Genomic DNA, 21,258 nt, shown 5'->3' with positions numbered 1-21,258 from the left:
AGACGCACATCATGGTGCTCGCGAAATACATCGGTCGAAAGCTGGCCTGGACCCTCGTGGTCCTCGTGGTGGCCTTGATGCTGAACTTCCTGCTTCCCCGCCTCATCCCCGGCAATCCGGTCGACGCCATCGTCGGCCAGATTGCCGCGGGTGGGGGCACGGGCGGTGAGCAGCTTGAGCAGATCCACGAGCACTTCATGCAGGAATTCGGGCTCGACAAACCGTTATGGCAGCAGTTCCTGATCTACATCGGGAATCTGTTGCACGGCGACTTCGGCACCTCGTTCGGGCAGTACCCGGCGTCGGTGAGCCACCTGATCGGGCAGGCGCTCCCGTGGAGCATCGCCATCCAGCTGCCGGCCATCATCGTCGGCTGGGTCGTCGGCAACATGCTGGGGGCGCTGGCCGCGTTCAAGGGCGGCTGGGTCGATCGCGGCGCCTTCGTCGGCTCGCTGTTCTTCTCCAGCGTCCCACCGTTCGCGTTGGCCATCATCCTGCTGTTCGTGGTCGCCGTGCAGATGGGCATCCTGCCGGTCGGCGGAGCGTACTCGTTCGGGATGACGCCGGAGTTGTCGGTGACGTTCTTCGGCGACGCCGTGACCTACTTCTGGCTGCCGTTCTGGTCGCTCGTGCTCGTCTTCATCGGCGGCCAGGCCGTGGGCATGCGCTCGATGGCGGTGTACGAGCTCGGTTCCGATTACGTCAACTACAACCGCGGTCTCGGCGTCCGGGACGCCATGACCGTCCGCTACATCTTCCGGAACGCCATGTTGCCTCAGTTCACCGGGCTCGGACTGTCCATCGCCGCGCTCATCACCGGCGGGCTGATCATCGAGCTGGTGTTCTCCTACCCGGGACTGGGCACCCTGCTGTTCAACGCGATCGGGCAGAACGACTACCCGGTGATCCAGGCGATCACCCTGCTGATCACCCTGGCCGTGCTGATCGCCAACTTCACCGTTGACGTCCTCACCGGGTTCATCGATCCGAGGATCCGGGCAGCACAGAGCGGAGAGCGCTGATGAGTCTTCGAGGATTGCCGCCCCGCTTCTGGGTGTCGGCGGCGCTGGTCGGCTTCATCGTCCTGGCGGCCGTGATCGGACCGTTCATCGTGCAGACCGACCCGAACGCCACCGTCGGCGGCCTGTACGACCGGCCGCGATGCTGCGGTGCGATGCTGCTCGGAACGGACAACGAGGGCCAGAGCGTGCTCGCCAACCTGGTGTACGGCACCCGCACCTCGCTGATCGTCGGTCTGCTCGCCGGCGCCATCGCCACCGTGATCGGCCTGCTGGTCGGTCTCGTGGGCGGCTACCGGGGCGGCTGGATCGACGACGTGCTGACGGCGATCACGAACGTGGGCCTGGCCATCCCGGCCATCGTGGTGATCATCCTGGTCTCCGTGTCGCTGCCCAAGCGCAACATCTACACGCTGGCCCTGGTCATCGGGTTGACCGCGTGGTTCTGGGTGGCCCGCGCCGTCCGTGCCCAGTCCAGCAGCGTACGAACGCGGGAGCATATCGACGTCGCCCGGCTGTCCGGCGCGGGCTTCTGGTCCATCCTCGCCCGCGACGTCCTGCCGTACCTGCTCTCCTACGTCGTGATGGCCTTCGTGCTGCAGGTGTCCGGCGCGATTCTCTTCGAATCGACACTGAGCATGCTCGGTCTGGGCCCGGGCAACGCGACGAGCCTCGGGACCATGCTGTACTGGGCGATCGCCTGGGGCTCGGTGCGCACCGGCGCGTGGTGGGCGTTCGTCCCGCCGACCTTGATGCTGACCCTCATCGTCTTCGCGCTGTTGCTGCTGCAATCGAGCCTGAACGAGGTGTTCAACCCGCGCCTGCGCCGTGGCCGGGCCGCTCGGAAGAAGGCCGTCACGCCCGGTGCCCCGAGCGAGGCACCGCTCGTGGTCGGTGAGCCCGAGCCGGTCGGAGCCGTCGGAATGCTGGAGACCCCGACGTCGACCGGACGGGAGCAACGCTGATGGGCACCCTTGTCGACGCCCGCAACATCCGCGGCGTGTACTACACCGGCGGCAAGGACGTCGTGGCCGTCGACGACGTCTCCGTGAAGATCGAGGAGGGTGAGGTGCTCGGGCTCGCCGGCGAGTCCGGCAGCGGCAAGACCACGCTCGGATCGATCATCTCGCTCATCGCCCGGCCCCCGTTGCATGTCGAACAGGGCAGCTTGGAGATCGACGGCAAGGTGCAGGAGCTGGGCGGGGACGCCAAGGTCCCGCGCACCTGGCGCGGCGCCGTCGTCTCCATGCTGCCGCAGGGCGCGATGAACTCCATCAGCCCGACCAAGCGCATCCGCCATTTGGTGTACGACGTCATGCGGTCGCACGACCGCAAGGTCTCCAAGGATGAGGCGCTCGATCGCGCACGAGAGCGGATCACCACGCTGGGCCTGCCTGCTCGCGTGCTGGACGCCTACCCCCATCAACTGTCCGGCGGTATGAAGCAGCGCACCGTCACCATCATCAGCACCCTGCTCAATCCGCGGCTGCTGGTGGCCGACGAGCCGACCTCCGCGCTCGACGTCAGCTCACAGAAGATCCTGATCGAGATGCTGCTGGAGATGCTGGAAAAGAAGATCATGTCTGGAGTGATCTTCATTACCCACGACCTTCCGGTGCTGCGCACCGTCGCGACCAACATCGCGGTGATGTATGAAGGGCGGGTCGTCGAGCGCGGGCCGACCGAGAGGATGGTCGACGATCCCCAACACCCGTACACGCAGGCGCTGATGAGCTCGGTGTTGGCGCCGGAACCCAAGTACCGGAAGATCCGGATCGAGGGAATGAGCAGCTTCGACCGCTCACTCTTCGATGCGCCGGCGGTGATCCACCGATGAGCGCGATCTTCGCCGCCGAGCACATCACCAAGACCTTCGGCCGCGGCCGGAGCCAGGTCCAAGCCGTCAAGGACGTTTCCTTCGCACTGGCGGAGGGGCAGGTCACCACGATCGTCGGCGAGAGCGGATCCGGCAAATCCACCATCGCCCGGCTGGTGCTCGGCCTGATGCCGGTCACCTCAGGCAAGATGATCTTTCAGGGTAAGGACGTCACCCACCTCAAGGGACGCGCCCGGGCGGAGTACTGGCGGGATGTCCAGGCGGTCTTCCAAGACCCGTTCTCCTCCTTCAACCAGTTCTTCACCGTCGGGACGCTCCTGTCCCGCTCCATGCGACTCGTCGGCGGCAAGGTGGGCCAGCAGCGTCTTGCGGAGTCATTGGGCTATGTCGGAATGGATCTCAGCGTGCTGGGCCGCTATCCGCACCAGCTGTCCGGCGGCCAGCGCCAGCGGGTCATGATCGCCCGGGCGTTGATGATGCGGCCGAAGCTGCTGATCGCGGACGAGGCCACGTCCATGCTCGACGCGTCATTGCGGGTGAACATCCTCAATGTGTTGACCGACCTGCGCGACGAACTGGGGATGACGATCCTGTTCATCACCCACGACATCGGGCAGGCCTGTTACCTGGCGGATCGGGTGCTGGTGATGGAGCACGGGGTGATGGTCGAGCAGGGCAGGACCGACCAGGTGATCTTCAATCCCCAGCACGAGTACACCAAGCGACTGCTCGCCGACGTGCCGAAGCTGCACGAGGCGCTCGAGTTGGAGGAACTGCACGAGATCGTCGAGCCGAGCTGATGTTGCGGTCCGAGTCGACGAGTGGATGGACCGTTCGCGCAATCGGCGGCGACCCGCCGCGACGGCTACCCGGGACTTATCCGGCCGAGGTGCCGGGGTCGGTGCACACCGACCTGATGGCAGCCGGCGTCATCCCGGATCCCTATCTGGACGCGGTCGAGGACGCTCTGCGCTGGATGTACGACATCGACTGGCGCTACGCCACGGTGCTGGATCCGAGCGTGTTCGCCCTTGCGCCGACCGATCGTGGGGAGCAGCTTGACCTGGTCTTCGAAGGCATAGACACGATCGGCACCGTACGACTGCGAGACGGGAAGGACGAGGTGGAACTGGGGCGCACGTACAACATGCACCGCTCGTACCGCTTCGATGTCTCGCCGCACCTCTCCGGCCGACCGCTCGAACTCGAGGTCGACCTGCGTTCAGCCACGGCATACGGCGAGGCCGAGCGAAGGCGGCTCGGGGAGCGCCCCGCCGCCAATACGAGCGGGCCATACAACTTCGTTCGCAAGATGGCCTGCAGCTTCGGCTGGGATTGGGGGCCCGACCTGCGCACCGCCGGTCTGTGGAAGCCGGTGCGGCTGGAACGGTGGAGGGTAGCCCGGCTGAGCACGGTGCTTCCCCTAGTCACGATCGATCCCGCCGGCGTGGGCCGAGTCGAACTCCGCATCGATCTGGAGCGCCTCGATGCGGAGGCGCCGCTGACGCTGGCCGCCGAGATCCTCGGTCACCGCGCCGAAAGCATAGTGAATGCCGGCGCCTCAGTCGCGACACTCGTTGTCGATGTCCCCGATGCACCCGTCTGGTGGCCTGCCGGCTACGGCGAGCAGCCCCTGGCAGACCTCAGGCTCACCCTGTCCGCGGATGGCCAGGGACTCGATCGGTGGCAGCGCAGGATCGGTTTCCGGACCGTCGAACTGGACACGTCCTCCGACGACAACGGCGCCAAGTTCACCATCTCGATCAATGGCCGTCCTCTGTTCGCCAAGGGCGTCAACTGGATCCCTGACGACCATTTCCTGACCCGGATCACGGCTGAGCAAGTGGGACGCCGGCTGGACCAGGCAGTGGGCGCCAACGTGAATCTAGTCCGCGTTTGGGGTGGCGGAATCTTCGAGAGCGAGGACTTCTATCGGGCTTGCGACGAGCGTGGCCTGCTCGTCTGGCAGGACTTCCTGCTGGCCTGCGCCGCCTACCCGGAGGAGTCGCCGCTGTGGGAGGAGATCGAGGCTGAGGCCCGGGAAAACGTCGTACGGCTGGCGCCGCACCCCTCACTGGTCCTGTACAACGGCGGCAACGAGAATCTGTGGGGCCACGAGGACTGGAACTGGAAGCAGCGGTTGGATGGCCGCAGCTGGGGTGCCCGGTACGCGTACGAGCTGTTTCCCAGGATAGTCGCCGAGCTCGACCCGACCCGCCCGTACAGCGAGAACAGCCCCTGCTCCCCGGGATTCGCTCTTGATCAGGTCCATCCCAACGATCCCGACTACGGCAGCCACCACCAGTGGGAGGTCTGGAATCGGATCGACTACCGCGCTTACCGCAGCGAAATTCCCCGGTTCTGTTCGGAGTTCGGTTTCCAGGCTCCGCCCACGTGGCGCACCTTGGTCGATTGGGTCCACGCTGTCGAGGGCGGGCCGCTGGATGCCGCAAGCGATCCCAAGAACGATCCGAATTTCCTGATCCACCAGAAGGCCGAGGACGGCAACGGCAAGCTCGACCGGGGCCTCAGCCCGCATCTCGGCGTGCCGACGGATTTCGCCGACTGGCATTGGGCCACCCAACTCAACCAGGCGCGCGCGGTCGCGTACGCCATCGACCACTACCGCCGCTGGTGGCCGCGGACCGCTGGTGCGGTCGTCTGGCAGCTCAATGACTGTTGGCCGGTCACCTCGTGGGCGGCGATCGACTCCGAAGAGCGACCCAAGCCTGTCTGGTACGCGTTACGGCGCGCCTTCGCGCCGCAGAACCTGGTCTTCGTCACCGAAAACGGCATCATCTCGGTGGTCGTGCTCAACGACACCGACCGGCCGTGGCAGGGTGAACTCGCGGTTAGCCGCCAACGGCTCGACGGCCGGTCGCTCGCTACCGCAACGGTCCCGGTCAATGTTGACCCGAGAACGTACGAGCCGATCGCCCTGTCTCCCGAGTTGTGCACGCCCGACGACTCGACAGCGGAGATTCTGGTGGCCCGTCTCGACACGCGAAGCGCGGTGCACACGTTCGTACCGGACGTCGAGATGGCCATGGACCCGAGTCCCCTCGAGGTCGAGGTGACTCAGTCCGAGGACGGGTACGCGGTGAATGTGACTGCTCGCTCGTTTGCCCGGGACATCACCTTGCTGGCCGATCGAGTGGCCGCAGACGCCACCGTCGACGATGCGCTGATCACGTTGCTTGCCGGCGAGAGCGCGACGTTCCGTGTGCGCTCCAGCGTTCGCGACCTCCGCCAAGCCCTGAGCAGACCACCGGTGCTGAGGACCGCCAACGACCTCCAGCACATCGACAGGACGCTCGCGCACGAGTGAAGCCCACTACGGTGACCGGCAGCCGGTAACTCGATCGTCGGGTTCGGCCGGGTCCGTTAGCCTCGCGCTGGTGCGTCGTGACACGGTCCCGGTTCCCTGGCTCTGCGGTCCGTCCGGGTCGGGAAGCCTTCGGTCGGGGTTCGACCTCTTCGACCAGCTCAGCGCGGTCGGTATCGCAACCGCCCACGTGGATCTGGATCAGATCGGACTCTGCTATCCAGCGCCCGGCGATGACCCGCGCAACAACCGGGGTGAAGGCAAGCAACCTCGGCGAGGTCTGGGCGGGCTTCCGGGCGGCGGGAGCGCAGTGCCTGGGGGTGAGCGGCATCGTCGACGACGCCGAGGAGGTGCGCCGGCACGCCGGCACGCTTCCCGGCACTGCCTTGACGGTCTGCCGGCTGCGCGTCGGCCACGATGAGCTGCGCAGCCGGATCAGGCAACAGGGATCGCAGCTGCACCTGACCGAGGAGAACGTCGGCAACGCGGGGAGCTGGACCTCACCGACTTGGCCAGCCTGGACGTGGACAGCACAGGGCTGGCCGTCGCGGAGGTGGCGGCGCGGGTACGCAACGCCGGCTTGCCGGGTCGGGTGCCGCCGCGACACGTGTCCGCGCTGCCGCCGTAGACGCCGCGTACACCGGTACGGCCCCGGTGTTGTGGCGGTGCGGTCCGCCCGCGGTCGGCAAGTCCACCGTCGGATTCGAGATCTTCCAACGGGTGCTCGGCGACGGTATACCCGCGGCCTACGTCAACCTGGCCCAGATTGGATTCTGCCGCCCCGCGCCGGACGACGATCCCGATCACCAGCGGTTCAAGGCGCATCACCTCGGCCAGGTCTGGGAGGGGTTCCGCCTGGCCGGCGCCCAGTGTCTGGTCATGTCCGGTACATGGGCGCGATCCCGTCGGCGGCGTGGACCCTGTGCCGTCTGCGCGCCGGACCGGACACGCTGGCCGAGCGGATCCTGTTGCGTGGCCGGGGCGGTCGGCCGGCCATACCGGGCGACGAGATGCGCGGGCGGCCGGAGGCGGAGCTGCGCGGGCGCATAGCAGAGGCCTCCCGGATCGCCGACACACTTGATCACGCCAGTGTCGGCGGCCTTTTGTGTCGACACCGACGGGCGTCAGGTCGCAGAGCTCGCTGACCTCGTGCGCGCCGTGGCCGGCGGTTGGCCGAATGTCGCCTGAGGAATTGATGCGCGGCCCGCGGCCGGTGCCGAACAAACGCGCCGATCTCTGCACGGATGCAGCCGGTAGGCGATACTCAGGATGCCTACGTCCGTCGTCAATACCCCGGCAGGCGGGCACAAGCTGCCGGTGCCGTTTGAGCCCATCTCATCAGCCTGAACGGGCGGATGCCGAACGCCCGAACGGAACGGCGCGACAGCTCCACCCGCCCCCACGAGCGGAGCTGCGAGATCGCATGGTCCACTTCAACGCTGCGTTGCTCGAACAGACCGAGCAGGCACCGCCCGTCCCTGGCGACGAGGACGCCCGGTGAGGCCCGGACCGCGGTCCGAGGCAGCGTTGCTCGCCTTGACCGGGGTCGCGGCCACCCTGTCGTACGTGTGGTGGCGGCATCTGTGGGTGCTCCTGCTGGGCGTGGTCCTGGCCGGACTCGGTGCCTCGGCCCTTCTCCGCGCGATCCGGCGGTCGCCGGCACTACGCGAGCAGGACAGGATGATCGGCTGCCTGTGGGCGCTGCTACGCCGACTGCCCAACGGCACGGTTCTCGTCGATTCGGTCACCGGCCACGAGCTCAGCGTGGAACGCGAGAGCGGATTTCTCGCCTTCGTCGTCGCCGATCCGGCCGACCACGTCGCCGCCACACTCACCCGGTACATGGTCGGCTTTGCTGCCGGCCCAGCGCGGCCGCCGCTGTTTCGGCACGTTGCCGCACCCCGCAGAAGTCCGCCGTCATGTCCTTCAAGGACGGCGGCCGGCTGGTGTACTTCAACGGCCTGACCGGGGCGATGGATGCCAGCACCGACGAGGTCATCGACCTACGAGCCCAGCTTGACCGGGCCATCGCTGCGGCCAGCCATGTCCGGTGAGCTTGCGATAGCGCTGACGGTGACGCCGTGATTCGGGGTGGAGCGCTCACCCGCGAACGCGGCTGGATCGGGCCAGCCACAGCACCCGGGCCACGAAGGCCAGCCGGAACAGCACGCCGGGCGGGGTTACCAGTTGCTGCACGGCCAGCAACAGCGCGTTGATGTCCGGGCGGACGTGCGCCGCCAGGGCAATCTTGCGGACGTACCAGTTGACCAGTCGGATGCCGCGCGGGCGCGGGCCGGTCGTCTGCGGGTAGGTGAAGTCGCCGCCGACCGCGAACCGCCACGGCGTCGCGATGATCTCCGCCGCTGCCCGGTAATAGTCGCGGGCCATCGCGCTGGACGCGATGCCGTGCTGGTCCAGAGCGATACCGAGCGCGACCGCCTCCCTGGTCGCGCAGGTCATGCCCTGGCCGTAGATCGGGTTGAAGCTGCAGACCGCGTCGCCCACGGCGACGTATCCGGCGGGCAGCCGGTCCAGGCGCTCGAACAGCCGGCGCCGGCTCGACGGGAAGCGGTGCACCGCCGGGTCGGTCAGCGGCTCGGTGCGCGCAATCAGCTCGGCCACAGTGAGATCCGGCAGCGCCGCGGCGACCGCCTCGAACGCGGCGGCGTCGGTCGGCGGATCCTCGACGTGCCACCCGCCCACGGTGACCAGCCAGCGATCCCCCTCCAGCGGCAGGGCGATGCCGGCCATCCGTTCCGCGGGTGCGGTCGGCAGGATCAACACGGCCTGCCAGCCGGGCAGGTCACCGGGCCGGCGGCGGTAGGTACGGGTGGAATACACCACTCCGACCTTGACCTCCACCCGCTCCGGCGACGGGAAACCGAGCTGGCCGAGCCAGCGATCGGAGCGACTACTCCGCCCGGAACAGTCCACCACCAGATCGGCGTCGAGCTTTTCGCCAGTGTCCAGCGTGACCCCGGTGACCCGTTCGCCGTCACCTCGCAGCCCGGTCACCGCGATCCGGTCGCGGATCGTCACGCCCGCCAGCTCGGCGACCCGTTCGCGGACCAGCAGCTCCAGTTGCGGCCGGCTCATCGAGATCAGCTCGCGCCCCGTCGCAACGATCGGGAACAGCCGGCCGAATCGATAGGACCGCAGGCCCAGACCCGGGTCGATTCGAGTGCCGCCGGCGGCGACCAGCTCCCGCTCCAGATCCGGGAACAACGCCTCCAACTCCTGTAGGCCGGACACCAGCAGGAAATGCCCCTGCTGGCCCTGCGGCACCCCGCGCCGCGGCGTGTTGTCGTCGGGCAGCACGTCCCGATCCAGCACGGTCACCGACGCGAACCGCCTGCTCAGCACTCCGGCCACGGCTAGACCGGCCACGCTGGCCCCGATCACGATAGCATTCCTCATTGGAGCTGAGTCTAGAGAATGGGTACGACAATTTCGATCATTCGTGCCCACCCAGATGCCGTTGAACCGCAGGGTCGATAACGGCCCAGTGTTTGGGTACGTGACCCCAGCCACCAATTAACCGGCGAGCAACTTATGGTCGGCTGGTGGCCCGTCTGAAACGCTGATTGACCTTAGCCTTCGATGTCCATGTAGGGGGATCCAAGGCCTCTCGGCCATCCCGTCGCCCTCGACCCGCCCTCCAGGGAGCGGGCGCCCGCCGGCGCCCGCCGCGTCAAGACGGCCTTGACACTCGGCACCCAGGCCGGCGGGCGCCGACGGGGTCTGCTCGGCTTGCCCGGGGCGAGGGTGACGGGTGTCCGGCCATCCCGGAGCCGGAGCGCCCCCGCCGGAGGCGCAGTAACCGCAACCCGCGACGGGCCCGCAAGCGCCTTCCGTGCCCGCACGCGGCAACTGCGCCGCGTATCTTGAGCCTGGGCCGGTCGGCTGCCGACTGAATCTCTCAACCTAAGAACCCCAGTGCCTTATGGTCTTCTGCCGCGGCCCGATCCCGCTCTTTCACGCCAGGCGACGGACGTTGGCATGACCGCCCGGCCATTCCCAGGCCGGGCGGTCATGACGCCATGGTCGGCGGCGTGAGCGGCCCGTTTCGGGTCGCTTTGAAGACGTACAAACAGTTTGAACAAGGTTCCGGCGGGCGGCATCAGAGCCAATACACGGCAGCCCGACACAGTCGCCCGAAGCCACCCTGCTTCGCAAGACGCTCAGCGGGCGTGTGCCGCGTCAAGAGGTTCCCGAGGAAGATGTTGCAAGGATGTCGAGAACGGCCTGGCGGCTCCGTCTCCGGGGCGGATGCGGCCACCGTGGCCGTACAACACCAAGGAGACCCAGCATGACGATCCAGCGGATGGACAACGTCCTCATCGTTGTCGACGACCTTGACGCTGTTATCTCGTTCTTCGTCGAACTTGGCATGGAGCTGGAAAACAAGGGGCCAATCGAGGGACGTTGGGTGGAGCGTGTCATCGGGATCGACGACGTCCGACAGGACATCGCAATGCTGCGGACCCCGGACGGCCACGGCCGAATCGAGCTGGCGATGTTCCACACGCCAAAGGCGATCAGCGCCGAACCGAAGGATGCCCCGGCGAACACGCTGGGCATTCGTCGCATCATGTTCGCCGTCGACGACATCGAGGACGTCGTTGCCCGCCTGCGCACCCACGGCGCCGAACTCGTCGGCGAGCTGGCGCAGTACGAGGACATCTATCGGCTCTGCTACGTCCGCGGCCCCGAGGGCATCATCGTCGGACTGGCCGAACAGCTCAGCTGAAGGCCGCCGAAGGGACCGTGCACCCAAAGCACCTCCCGGGCACCCGCGGCCGGGAGGTGTGCCAGACCGCCGGTCGCGCACGCCGCGCCAGGCCGTTGACAGCAACGCTGACAGCAACCGGCGCAGACGAGGCAGGACACCGCGCCGGCGATGGACGACGGTCCGAGGTCAGGGATGCGGACGGACGCCGGCAGGCCCGCGCCCAACTCGATCAGCCGCCTCCGAAGCCGTGCAAGAATCAGCACCCTTGGCAATCTTCCTAGCCGGACGTGTCACGCACCTCCCGAGACAGATCTGTCACGGACGTCCTGAGACGCGGCATTCCGGCGGGCGGCATTCCGGCGGGCACTAGGCATTCCGGCGGGCACTGCTGTCGGGTCGCGTGCCTCGCCAGGCCGGTCCCAGATCGGCGGACAGCCAATGCTCCGGCCGCATATAGATGGCGATGTGCTCGCCCAGCTGCGTGCGTTCGTACTCCAGGTAATCGGCGACCTTGTCCGGTGGGAGGTACCGCGCCGCCATCTCCCGCGAACGCTCTTCGCTACCCGGGGCGGTCCTGATCACCGGCCCCGTCCACCGACACGTAACGGATCGTTGGCGCGGTCCGCTGCACCATGAGGCTGAACCGGCCCGCAGCGTCGATCGCACGCGTCATCGACGGCGCCACCCACCAAGCGCTGATCGCAAACGAAGAAGACTCAGCCGCCACCACTCGAGCGATCCTCGACGTCGTCTCATCGGTCCGGAGCCCAGGGCCGCTGGTCAGGTGATCCGGAGCGCAACCGCGAGAGCATCTCCATCCACTTGTTCTGGCCCTCGACGGTCCTGGCTGCAAGCCCTTCCGCACCAGAATCCCCACTTGCTCGATCGCGGCTTCGCCCACCCTTGAACGGACGTTCAACCGGGGAGCACGATGAGTCGCACACGCGCAGGACGAGCCGAGCGACGAATGTCCGCTATGCCGCCGACACGTGTCCCTGACCAGCGCCCGTGACCGCGTGGCCGAACCCGAGCTGGCGGATCCGTGACTGACTGTGACGACCGGATGCGCTGGATCCCCTCGTCTCTCTGGCAACGAGCATGCATAGTCAATCTGGCGTCTATGCTCTTCTTCCTGGCTCGAGGGTTTCGTCTGCTGCAGGCATACCTACGGGTTGGGGCGTTGTCACGGAGCTTGTCCGTCGCGGAAGCGGCGGCAGCAACCTGGAGACGCAGAGGGGGGTGGTCGTGTTAGACGCCTCCGGCGTCCGGTGCCGGGATGCGCGCACCGCCTTCTGCGCCTGCGCGAGCGGCGTCTCCGGGAGCGGAGGGAGTCGGGCCGCGGGGTTCGGCGGGCTCCGAGCCGCCCTGGTCGAGCCGGAACGGCGGGTACGCGTCGGTCATCAGAGCGGCGTAGGCGGTGACGCGGAGCACCCAGCGGTCCACACCCATGGCGAAGTCGTACAGGCCGCGCGGGTAGCGGGCGGTGAACAGCAGCCCGACCCCGGCGAAGAAGACCAGGAGCGAGAGCAGGGAGCCGCTGGCGATCGTCCAGGTGGTGGTCTGCCCGCCGGCCGCGGAGGTGACGGTGTAGCTGGTCCCGCCGACAATGAGGCCGAGCAGGATGTAGTGCGGCAGTGCCAGCAGCCACCACTTGACCAGCACGAGGCCCCGGGAGAGCCGCTGTGGATGGGCGATGTCGAGCGTCGCCGGGTAGTCCGGCTTCTCCGCGAGGCTGAACGGCGGGTACTGGTCGGTGGCCAGCGCGCTGTAGCCGTAGTAGGAGACTCGCCACCACCAGCGCAGCACCCCAAGGTTGAAGTCGAACAGAGCGCGCGGGTAGCGGCCGGTGAGCAAGATCGCGAAGAAGGCGACCACGGTGACGATTGTGAAGGCAATGAAGAGGAAGGCCAGGACGACGTAGTGGGGTATGAGCAGGAGCCACTTCACTAGCCACAGCCAGCGGCTGAGCGGCTCCTCCAGCCTGCCGTGGACCAGTACGGGCTCTGCGCCTGGTAGCAGGTCATGCTCGGACATGATGACCTCGATTCGTGGATTGAGTGGAAGATTCAGGGCATGCTCGGGGCGTGATCACCGGTCAATCGGTTGATCATGTCCGGGTGGTCGGCAAACGCCTCGTGGATCCACTGGTCGACCAGGGTGGCCATGAAGTGGAGGTCGGCCGTGTTCCAGTCGATCCCGCCGAAGGGGGCTGGGGGTCGTACTCGATGATCAGCTGGGCCTTCTTGGCGAGTTGTTCGTTGGTCAGCTCGGCAGCGAGGTGGAGCGCCATGTCGATGCCGGCGGAGACTCCGGCCGAGCAGAGGAACTTGCCGTCTTGCACCCACCGCTGCCGTTGTTATTGGGCGCCCAGCCGGTTGAGTTGGTCGGCGAGGGCCCAGTGCGTGGTGGCGTTGCGCCCTTCGAGCAGCCCGGCGGCGAGGATCAGAGACCCTGTGCACACGGAGGCGACCGTATCTTCCACAGGAACCACGGTCCGATGATGTCCGGTGGCCGCGGCTGCACGTTCCAGCTCACCATCACGAACCCGACCGGGTCGTCGCCGGCGTAGACCGCCCGGTACCACGGCTTGGCGTGCGGGTACTCAGCGGCGTCATCCAGTGCCCCGTGCACCGACCCGACGAACCGCTCCTGCTCGGGTGCCACGCGCAGTGCAAGGACGGCTTCGCGGTTGCCGTTGGTGATCTCGCGGAGCGTCACGACCACGGCGGTCAGCTTACCCGGGTCCCCACCGACCAGCAGCGCACCGCTAAACCGGCCGGCGACTTCGTGTTCGGTCGTCTGCTGACCGGCGGGCAGTGGGCCGGCGTCAAGCGGGAGGCCGAGGCCGCCAAGCCGGCGGCCTCGTGCACCACCCCGGCGGCCCGGTTCGCCGTGGTGCGCACGGACGCCGGCGAGACTTACGTGGAGCTGGACAGCTCCCGGCGAGTCCTGGCTCCGACGACCGCCGGTCACGACACACCCGGCAGGGATCGGCCACCCTGGTCGCCCTACTCGCCGGGCCATAGGACACCGAGCGCGGGCTGTGCCGGCAGGGTTGCGCCACGGTTGCGCCGGGGCCATGCGCATGATGAGCCGGTGTGCGATTCAACGACACCCGTCAGGCGAAGAGCGTTGAACACCACCGTGGCTGTTTGCCCGGGTACGGCCCACGTCGGTTAGCCGGCGTTAGATTCGGTGTACTTTCGTATCGCGTTGAACCGGCGGGTCGGATGAGCTCGGCACACCGCGGGCGATCACAGCCGTCGAACGGTCTCGATCCCCCATGCGGCCGAGGTCTTTCGCCGCGCCATCCGCCCATCGGACGCATTGATCTGCCGAGATGAGGGCGCTGGCTGGCGGTCGATGTTCTCGCCCGGTGCCCGGTGACTAAGCCCGTATTCGATCGAATCTCGACGTCGGTACGGCTATCCTGCCCCTGCCATTGATCCACAGATAGGAGCTGAGATGCACCTCGACAAGGTCACGGTCACCGCTTCGCCGCGAGAGCACACCGTGCGCTGACCGGACCACCGTCGGGCATCCCGGGGGTGCGGTGCTCCTCGCCGCGGAGCGGTCCTATGACGACCATTTCTTGTCCCGGCTTGAGGAGCTCCTTTGCGTGCCCTTGTATCCGCGCGTCTTGGCGCGGACTTCACCAAACTGTGGACCGCTTCGGCGGTGTCCAACATCGGTGACGGTGTCACCATGGCGGCCGGCCCACTGCTGGTCGCCTCCGTCAGTAGCCACCCGGCACTGGTCGCTGGTGCCGTCTTCGCCCAGCAGGTGCCATGGCTGCTGTTCGCCCTGATCAGTGGCGCCTACGTCGACCGGCTCGACCGGCGACGGCTCATCGTGGCCGTCAACCTGATGCGCGCCGGCGCGCTGGCCGCGTTGGCCGTCACCCTCGCAACCGAGACCGTCACCGTGGCCGTCATCTACACGGTGCTTTTCCTACTCGGCACCGGAGAAACCCTCGCGGACACCGCGATGGGGGCCCTCCAGCCGTCACTAGTCGCGCCCGAGAAACTGCCCAGCGCCAACGCCCGGCTCTACGCAACCTTCACCATCGGCAACCAGTTCGCCGCCAAGCCGCTGGGCGCGTGGTTGTTCGTCATCTCCGCCGCCGCGCCATTCGGCCTCGACGCCCTGACCTTCACCGTGGCAGCGGCTCTGGTAGCGCGTATCCGGTCGGCGCCCGCCCCTGAACCTCAACCGCGGGCCTCCCTGCGCGGCGAGATCATCGCAGGTGTGCGCTGGTTGTGGCAGCACCGCCTGCTGCGCACCCTGGCCGTGAGCATGGGCCTGGGAAACATCGCGTTCTGCGCCGCGTTCGCGGTGTTCGTCCTCTACTGCCGGCAGCAGCTGCGCCTGTTCGACATCGGCTACGGCTTTCTGCTGACCGCGTTCGCGGTTGGCGGCCTGGCCGGCACGACGGTCGCGGCCAAGCTCGCCCGCGCGTTCGGCAGCACCGCGGTGCTGCGCACCGGCCTAATCATCGAGGTCGTCACGCACGTGACCCTGGCGGTCACGACGACACCGTGGGTCGCGGCAGCCGTCCTGGTCGTCTTCAGCATCCACGCCATGGTGTGGGGCGTCATCGTCGCGTCTCTTCGCCAGCGGCTGGTGCCATCCCACCTGCTCGGCCGGGTAGGCAGCGTGTACGCGTTGCTGGAGCTGGGCGGAGCCGCGCTCGGCTCCCTCCTCGGTGGCTTGTTCGCCAGTGCCTTGGAGATCACGACACCGTTCTGGATCGCCGCCGTGGTGATGGCGGTAATCGCCGTCTCCGCATGGCGCCCGTTGCGCCAGGCAACCGCCTAACATCGCCAACACTCGGCTCCGAGCAGAGATGTCCCGCTGCTTGGGGCCCGGGTGCCCCGTCGAACTCAGCTCTTGCAGGCATCCGCCTCTGCCGCTGACAACTGCGCGGCGCCCCTTCACGATGCGTGACGAGGGCGGCGACACGCGGTGGCGCCAGTTTTCGACTTCTCCGTCACACGTACGGGTCGGCGGGAGGTTGCGGGTACAGCGCCCGCCGGCAGGATCAACGGTACGAGAGTCGATGACCTTGACGCCTTACCACTGCCGTGCTCCCGTGCGGCAGCCGGGTAAGACGCCGCTGAGCAGTGTGAACCGTTCTCGATGCGGGTGCAGGTTTCGGTGCCTGAAGCGACTTGCTGCGACCGCCGGAACACGCTCCAGCCACTGGACACTTGCTCATCCGGGCGGATGCCCGGACCTTCCTGACACGGACCACCGCGCGGCACTCGACCGAGACCGAGACCCAACAACAACGCTGTGCCATCGATTCTGATCCGGTCTGCTCAAAGCGATCTACGCGAACCACCTTCACTGGCAGCGGACAGTCGCGGCTTCGTGATGTCACCGATGATCGCGCCGCCGGATTCCTTCTCGGCTCAGAAGGGCGCCATCCTCATCCACCCGAGACCAGCCCATACCTCGTGGTCAAACAGGACAACAATGGCCCCTCCCTCGTGGTCAGCAGCGTGGCGTTACCGTGGCTGGCCGGTGCTGCCGGTCCAGCCACGTTGATCGAGTTGTGTCGATTGTTTGGGTGGTGGGGCGTGGTGATGGGCCGTCTGTCGCGGCGGTGGGCGTGGTCTCCTGGGTCCTCCGGTCGGTGGGATGCGGGCTGAGCGTGGTCAGCCGGGTGCGGGGATCGTTGTGATCCGACCGAACGCGGCGGTGATCTGGGTGGCCCACGGCCAGGTCGAGGGGATGCGTAGCCAGCGGCGGCGTTGCCCGCGGGCCAGCCGGGCGGCGGTGTGCAGCAGCCGGTAGCGCAGCCTCTTCGGCTCGGCTTTGGCGAGGTCGCCGTCCAGGGCGTGGATCTGCAGCCAGCAGATGAGGTCGGCGGCGATCGCGGCGGCGGTGCACCAGGCCTGGTTGATGGCGAACTCGCGCAAGGGTAGTCGGCGCAGGCCGGTGTCCTTCGCGCAGCGGATCCGGTCCTCCACTCTGGCGTGGGCGCGGTGCCGGGCCTCGAGCCATTGCCGCGCCCCGGCGTGGGTGTTGGTGACGAACGCGGTGTAGCGCCAGCCGTCACGTTCCTCGAACAGCGACAGTTGGGCGCCGGGGTGGGGACGCACCCGGCGGATGATGACCTGCGGTGGTGGGCCAGCCGGTGAGGGTGAGCAGGCCGGTCAGCTCGGCGACCTGGGCGCTCTCGCGGGGGTTACCGTCGGCGGCCAGCGCCGGCGTCCAGGCAGTGGCGGGCAGCGCGGTGATCGCGGCGCGTTCGGGCTCACCGATCGACCAGCCGATCGAGTACTCCACCCGCCGCCGCGTGGTGTTCAGGCTGGTGAGCCAGTCGAGCACCTTGTGGGTGGCGGCGGCGCTGTCACCGCGGATCAACAGATGCCGCCGGTGCCCGGCGGGGATCTGTCCGATCGCATCGGCGAGGACCTCGAGGTGGTCGGCGGCGGTGTTCGCGCCCGCGTTACCCGGCCGCAGCCGGATCGCGAGCAGTTCACTGGTGTTGTCGCAGGTCACCAGGATCGGATGGAAGCCATACGTGTGTTTGTACGTCGCGGCGGCGCCGTCCTTGTCCGAATGGGCGAGCACGATCGTGGAGTCCACATCCAGGACCACCACGCCCGCGCCGATGTCCCGGCCCGCAGCCCGAGATGCCGGTGGCCCGCCGAACAGCTGCCACATCCTGGCCCGGATCTTCGCCCGCGCCAGGACGATCCGCCGCAGCTGGACCGCGCCGATCTCATCGAGGGGCCGCCAGACGGTGGTGTCGGAAGCGACCGGCCCGAACACCTCGTGCTGGGTGGCGCAGCACGTCGATGTCGCAGATCGCCTCCCCACCATCGGCGATCATCACCGCGAGATCGACGAGGACCCGGCCCCGGTCGTGGACCGGCCACCGCCGGTGGCGGGCCAGCCCGGCGGACAACGCCCCGGTCAACCCCGACCGGTCAGCCAGTATCCGCAACAGCGCCGCACCGACATGCGACACCACACCCGTCCCGTCCGCGGTGACCCGCAGATCCTTCGACCACGCCGTAGACTGCACCGCGGAAGTGCCTCCCTCGCAGAGATTCTTGTAGATGTCGCAATCACAAGTTTTCCCTGCCAGAGAGGCAGTTTCGTCTATCTACACGCCGACCGAACCCACAACTTGACGATCACCGTGAATCACCCGGGCTAGTGGCACGGCAGTGCACGCTTACCGGAAGCTGAAGCTGCGGGCAGTCGACGTGCCTCGATGGCTAGGGACGCAACGCGACCCCGCACCTGGTGGACGCGCGGTCAGCCGGCGGCACCGGCGGTGCTGGTGGGCGCGTCCCGCTCCTCGACGGTGCTCGCCGAGATGGTGCGGCTGCCACCGGCCGCACGGGTGATCTCGATCCGGCGTGGCTGGGTCTTGGGTGACGCGGGGATGGTCACGTGCAGGACACCGTCGGCGTAGTCGGCGGTGAGATTCTCGGTGTCCGTGCCTTCGCCGAGGGAGAGCTGGCGGGTGAACGATCCCTGCGGTCGCTCGGCGACGACGACCTGGTCGGTGTCGCCGTAGTGCGGCGTGCGCTCGGCCCGGAGTGTCAAGGCGCCTTGTTCAACGGTCACCTCGACGCTGTCGGGGTCGACGCCTGGCAGGTCGGCCTCGATGTGGTAGGTGCCGTCCTCGCTGCGGTAGACGTCCAGGGGCATGCCGAGCGGGGCACGGGTTCCGCTGGCGGCCATGGACATGAGCCGGTCGAGTTCCCGGAAGGGGTCACGGAAGGGCTCGAACCTAATTACTGACATCGCTGCTTCTCCTCGTCTGTGCGTGCTCTAGGACCACATGTGCCCGGCCCGCTGCGCGGTCGGGAGTCGCGGCCACCAGGTGGCTGCGGCTGCCGTCGGTTTCCCATACGTCTTCGGGCAGACGGTCGGTTGCACTTGGATCAGCAGTGCTGGCGGCTAGCAGGATGTCCTGCGCCGGGAGCACGTTGTCGGCCGCGGCGGCGATGAACATCGCCGTTTCGGCGATCCGTCGCGGGGTGTCTGGTGGGATGACGAGCAGGTCGACGCGTCCGCCGCCGTCGCATATCGCGGTCAGCAGGGTGGCGGGCTGGCTCGCGAAGTAGCCCGGCCGGATTACCCGGCCGGCCACGCCGAGGCGGCGGGGATGGCTGTCCCAGCCCTGGGCGTTGAGGATCAGTTGTCTGACCGGCCCGCGGAGGTGGTCGATGGCCAGGACGAGCCCGGGCAGCTCCGCAACGGGGTCGGTCGAGCGGGGCCACCAGCCGCCGTCGAGCGGTCCGCGGCGGGATCCGGTCGGTTCCATCCGTAGCCGCGGTGTCGAGGACGTCGATGGCGAGAAGATCGTGGCACGGTGGCTGGTGATTGTCATGACGGTCCTTCCCGTGCCCGCCGTCGGCGTGACCGGTGACGGGCTGGGCTGCGGAATGGCGAAGGGTTCGGAAGCGTCGGGCGGTGTCCGGCCGGCAGGCTCAGTGGCGCCGGTCGGACAGGCGGCGGCGCAGTTGAGTGATGCGGGCGGTGCCGACCACCATGGCGATGATGGCCACGCCGACCCCGGCGATGAGCAGTGCGAGGGCTAGCGGCAGGGTGCCGTGCATCCCGAGGAACGTGATCTCGACGCTGCGGGTGTTCTGCAGCATGAAGACGATGAGCACGACCAGGACGGCCGCGGCGGCGCAGACGCCGACCCAGGCGGCGCTGATGCGGGTGTGGCGCACGCCGGTGGACGCGGCCGGGGATAGGTCGGCGGGTGCCGACAGCATCGCCGCGGCCTGATCTGCCGACGGGTTTCGCTTGCCGAGTAGGACGGACATGACATCACCTCGACGACGGCCGGCGTGGCTGGCACCTCGAGTGGGGCGTCGTCGGGTCCGGAATACCCTCATCGTACGCTTGTTCGGCAGAAGGCGTTCAGGTTTCTGTCTGATCCCAGCCGTCGCCGGAACACTCGGCGGCGCTGCCCCTGCCATGACCGCGTCGGCGCACGCGGCCGTCCTGCGGCCGTGTATCCCGAACCCTTGTTGCCGGGCGAACGCCGACAGACCATCGAGACAATCGCAAAGAGTGGTAAAGCGTCTTCGGGGCCAATGAGCGCCGAACTTCTCGCAGGAAGGAGCGACCGTGGCCGACAATATCGAACTGATCATGCGATTTCACCCCGCGGGAGGCGAGGATGTCACCCTGATAAGCGCAGACTTTGGCGGGGAAGCGGAGGCGCTGGAGGCGATCGCTCGGGCCCTGGACGAGCGGCGCAGCCTGGTCCTGACGCGGGCGAGGTACAACCGCGAGGCTGGCGAGCATGGCGTTGTCGTGAACCTTGCCAACGTGGTGTCGGTGCGGGTGTCGAAGACGGACACCGACACGACGGGCCAATACCTGTGACGGCTCCCCAGAGGTCGGGTGTTGTTCGCTCGCGTTGCCGTGCGGGTGGTGGCGAGGTGGCAGCCAGACTTACCTATGGCCGTCGGACGAGGGTTTCGGGTCCGCGACATGATGATTGATCGGGGTGCGACGTGAAGTCGCATGTGGTGAGTGGGTTTCGTTTGGTTGGAGGTCGGTGCTATGTCGGCGACGTGACCCCGGGTCGTGTCCGTGACTTGTCCCCACCGTGACATGCGTGGCCGGTAACGGCTGGGTGTGAAGCTCGCGGGAAAGCCCAAGGATTCCCGCACCGGCCGGGGGTTACAGGCCAGGGGAAGGCTGGGCAGGGGGCGACTAACCGGAAACCCTTGATGATGCCTCGTTAAATCAGCTGCCCGGGTCGGATGGTGGTGCCGGGCAGGCAGGGACGTGCCGTTGTGATGCGGCAGGTGGCGGTCGCGGACCCGACGCTGCCGTGTGGACACCGCCGTCCCCGGGGTAAAGAGGGCGCCCAACCCCAGCCGTGTCTGACGCATGCGGAACACGGAAAACCCGTCAGGGTCCGATCATGTCACCGGGTGTGCTCCCGGCGGTGTATCGGTAAGCCGACCGTAAGGGAGGCCCAATCCCACTGGCGGGAACAGGATGCCCAAGAAGCGAATGCCGGTGGCCGAAAGGCAGCGGGAAACCGGGACGTCAGGGCCGTTACTCCACGCGGCCGTCCTGGATAACCGGCCGGATACCGGGCCTGGTGCCTGGCTGCAGGAGCAGGGCTGACGTGGGCAGGTGAGCCTTTGAAGACGAACGGCCGGACCCCCTGGAACCGAGGGACAAGTTAGACGCGATGACAGCCTTTGCCTTTGATACTGCGATGGCGGCTCTCGGAGTGAACGGACCTGACGACGTTGTCCGCGAGTGGGATGCCATGGACTGGCGGCGCCCTCTCTGTCAGGCTGACGTGAGACACCTGATCTACTACCTGATCTGAGTAGGG

17 protein-coding genes and 1 pseudogene are annotated in these 21,258 nt (G+C 67.6%); 9 read left to right on the top strand and 9 right to left on the bottom strand.

All coding sequences use genetic code 11. The annotated features are described in order from the left end of the window. Window positions 1-11: 11 nt before the first annotated feature. Genes VGR06_RS30725 through VGR06_RS30705 form a run of 5 tightly spaced genes read left to right on the top strand, consistent with a single transcriptional unit; the run spans window position 12 to window position 6,184 of the window. Entirely contained in the window at window positions 12-1,022 is a 1,011-nt protein-coding gene (locus VGR06_RS30725; RefSeq protein ID WP_327562659.1) for an ABC transporter permease, read from the top strand. Next, window positions 1,022-1,984 carry an ABC transporter permease gene (locus VGR06_RS30720; protein WP_327562658.1) on the top strand — a complete coding sequence of 321 codons (963 nt, stop codon included), beginning with the start codon at window positions 1,022-1,024 and terminating at the stop codon, window positions 1,982-1,984. The genes VGR06_RS30725 and VGR06_RS30720 overlap by 1 nt, the downstream gene beginning before the upstream one ends. Window positions 1,985-2,019: 35 nt before the next feature. Then, a complete protein-coding gene (locus VGR06_RS30715) occupies window positions 2,020-2,856 on the top strand; it encodes an ABC transporter ATP-binding protein (protein ID WP_327562657.1) in 837 nt (278 codons plus the stop codon). Next, a complete protein-coding gene (locus VGR06_RS30710) occupies window positions 2,853-3,656 on the top strand; it encodes an ABC transporter ATP-binding protein (protein ID WP_327562656.1) in 804 nt (267 codons plus the stop codon). The genes VGR06_RS30715 and VGR06_RS30710 overlap by 4 nt, the downstream gene beginning before the upstream one ends. Continuing rightward, window positions 3,656-6,184, top strand: a complete 2,529-nt coding sequence (locus VGR06_RS30705; protein WP_414637372.1) for a glycoside hydrolase family 2 protein — start codon at window positions 3,656-3,658, stop codon at window positions 6,182-6,184. The genes VGR06_RS30710 and VGR06_RS30705 overlap by 1 nt, the downstream gene beginning before the upstream one ends. Window positions 6,185-7,885: 1,701 nt before the next feature. Here the strand turns inward: VGR06_RS30705 and VGR06_RS30700 are convergent. Then, on the bottom strand, window positions 7,886-8,071 hold the full coding sequence (locus VGR06_RS30700; protein WP_327562654.1) for a hypothetical protein: 186 nt from the start codon (window positions 8,069-8,071) through the stop codon (window positions 7,886-7,888). 29 nt (window positions 8,072-8,100) lie between these two features. Between VGR06_RS30700 and VGR06_RS30695 the strand changes: the two genes are divergently transcribed. Next, complete coding sequence (locus VGR06_RS30695; protein ID WP_327562653.1) at window positions 8,101-8,235, top strand: hypothetical protein; 135 nt, start codon at window positions 8,101-8,103, stop codon at window positions 8,233-8,235. A 46-nt stretch (window positions 8,236-8,281) separates the two neighbouring features. Here VGR06_RS30695 and VGR06_RS30690 read toward each other — a convergent pair whose 3' ends face one another. Further along, window positions 8,282-9,598, bottom strand: coding sequence for an FAD-dependent oxidoreductase (locus tag VGR06_RS30690; RefSeq protein WP_327562652.1), 1,317 nt, complete (start codon window positions 9,596-9,598; stop codon window positions 8,282-8,284). 892 nt (window positions 9,599-10,490) lie between these two features. Between VGR06_RS30690 and VGR06_RS30685 the strand changes: the two genes are divergently transcribed. Continuing rightward, window positions 10,491-10,931: a VOC family protein gene (locus tag VGR06_RS30685; protein WP_327562651.1), complete on the top strand. Its 441-nt coding sequence runs from the start codon at window positions 10,491-10,493 to the stop codon at window positions 10,929-10,931. Between the two features lie 348 nt (window positions 10,932-11,279). Here VGR06_RS30685 and VGR06_RS30680 read toward each other — a convergent pair whose 3' ends face one another. From VGR06_RS30680 to VGR06_RS30670, 3 genes are all read right to left on the bottom strand, one after another. Next, entirely contained in the window at window positions 11,280-11,495 is a 216-nt protein-coding gene (locus VGR06_RS30680) for a hypothetical protein (protein ID WP_327562650.1), read from the bottom strand. A gap of 666 nt (window positions 11,496-12,161) precedes the next feature. Next, on the bottom strand, window positions 12,162-12,947 hold the full coding sequence (locus tag VGR06_RS30675; protein WP_414637371.1) for a DUF4389 domain-containing protein: 786 nt from the start codon (window positions 12,945-12,947) through the stop codon (window positions 12,162-12,164). A 322-nt stretch (window positions 12,948-13,269) separates the two neighbouring features. Continuing rightward, complete coding sequence (locus tag VGR06_RS30670) at window positions 13,270-13,497, bottom strand: DJ-1/PfpI family protein (RefSeq protein ID WP_327562649.1); 228 nt, start codon at window positions 13,495-13,497, stop codon at window positions 13,270-13,272. 1,031 nt (window positions 13,498-14,528) lie between these two features. On the opposite strand from VGR06_RS30670, the gene VGR06_RS30665 reads away from it, so the two are divergent. Next, the gene (locus VGR06_RS30665) at window positions 14,529-15,731 is read left to right on the top strand and encodes an MFS transporter (protein WP_327562648.1); all 1,203 of its coding nucleotides are present in this window, start codon (window positions 14,529-14,531) and stop codon (window positions 15,729-15,731) included. An 842-nt stretch (window positions 15,732-16,573) separates the two neighbouring features. On the opposite strand, the pseudogene VGR06_RS30660 reads toward VGR06_RS30665, so the two are convergent. From VGR06_RS30660 to VGR06_RS30645, 4 genes and pseudogenes are all read right to left on the bottom strand, one after another. Further along, a pseudogene (locus tag VGR06_RS30660) lies at window positions 16,574-17,952 on the bottom strand (IS1380 family transposase). A gap of 236 nt (window positions 17,953-18,188) precedes the next feature. Next, window positions 18,189-18,683: an Hsp20/alpha crystallin family protein gene (locus VGR06_RS30655; protein WP_327562647.1), complete on the bottom strand. Its 495-nt coding sequence runs from the start codon at window positions 18,681-18,683 to the stop codon at window positions 18,189-18,191. After that, on the bottom strand, window positions 18,670-19,206 hold the full coding sequence (locus VGR06_RS30650) for a DUF5994 family protein (RefSeq protein WP_327562646.1): 537 nt from the start codon (window positions 19,204-19,206) through the stop codon (window positions 18,670-18,672). Before VGR06_RS30650 ends, VGR06_RS30655 begins: the two co-directional genes overlap by 14 nt. Before the next feature lie 166 nt (window positions 19,207-19,372). After that, window positions 19,373-19,717 (bottom strand): lipopolysaccharide assembly protein LapA domain-containing protein, encoded by a 345-nt coding sequence (locus VGR06_RS30645; RefSeq protein WP_327562645.1) that lies wholly within the window; start codon window positions 19,715-19,717, stop codon window positions 19,373-19,375. Between the two features lie 307 nt (window positions 19,718-20,024). Here VGR06_RS30645 and VGR06_RS30640 point away from each other — a divergent pair, with 307 nt between their 5' ends. Beyond that, window positions 20,025-20,285 (top strand): hypothetical protein, encoded by a 261-nt coding sequence (locus VGR06_RS30640; RefSeq protein ID WP_327562644.1) that lies wholly within the window; start codon window positions 20,025-20,027, stop codon window positions 20,283-20,285. The last annotated feature ends 973 nt before the right edge of the window (window positions 20,286-21,258 follow it).

Source organism: Actinophytocola sp., assembly GCF_036002505.1.
Lineage (GTDB): Bacteria > Actinomycetota > Actinomycetes > Mycobacteriales > Pseudonocardiaceae > DASYTH01.
Note: the sequence above shows the minus strand (reverse complement) of the source record. Positions and strands in the feature narration are given on the sequence as shown.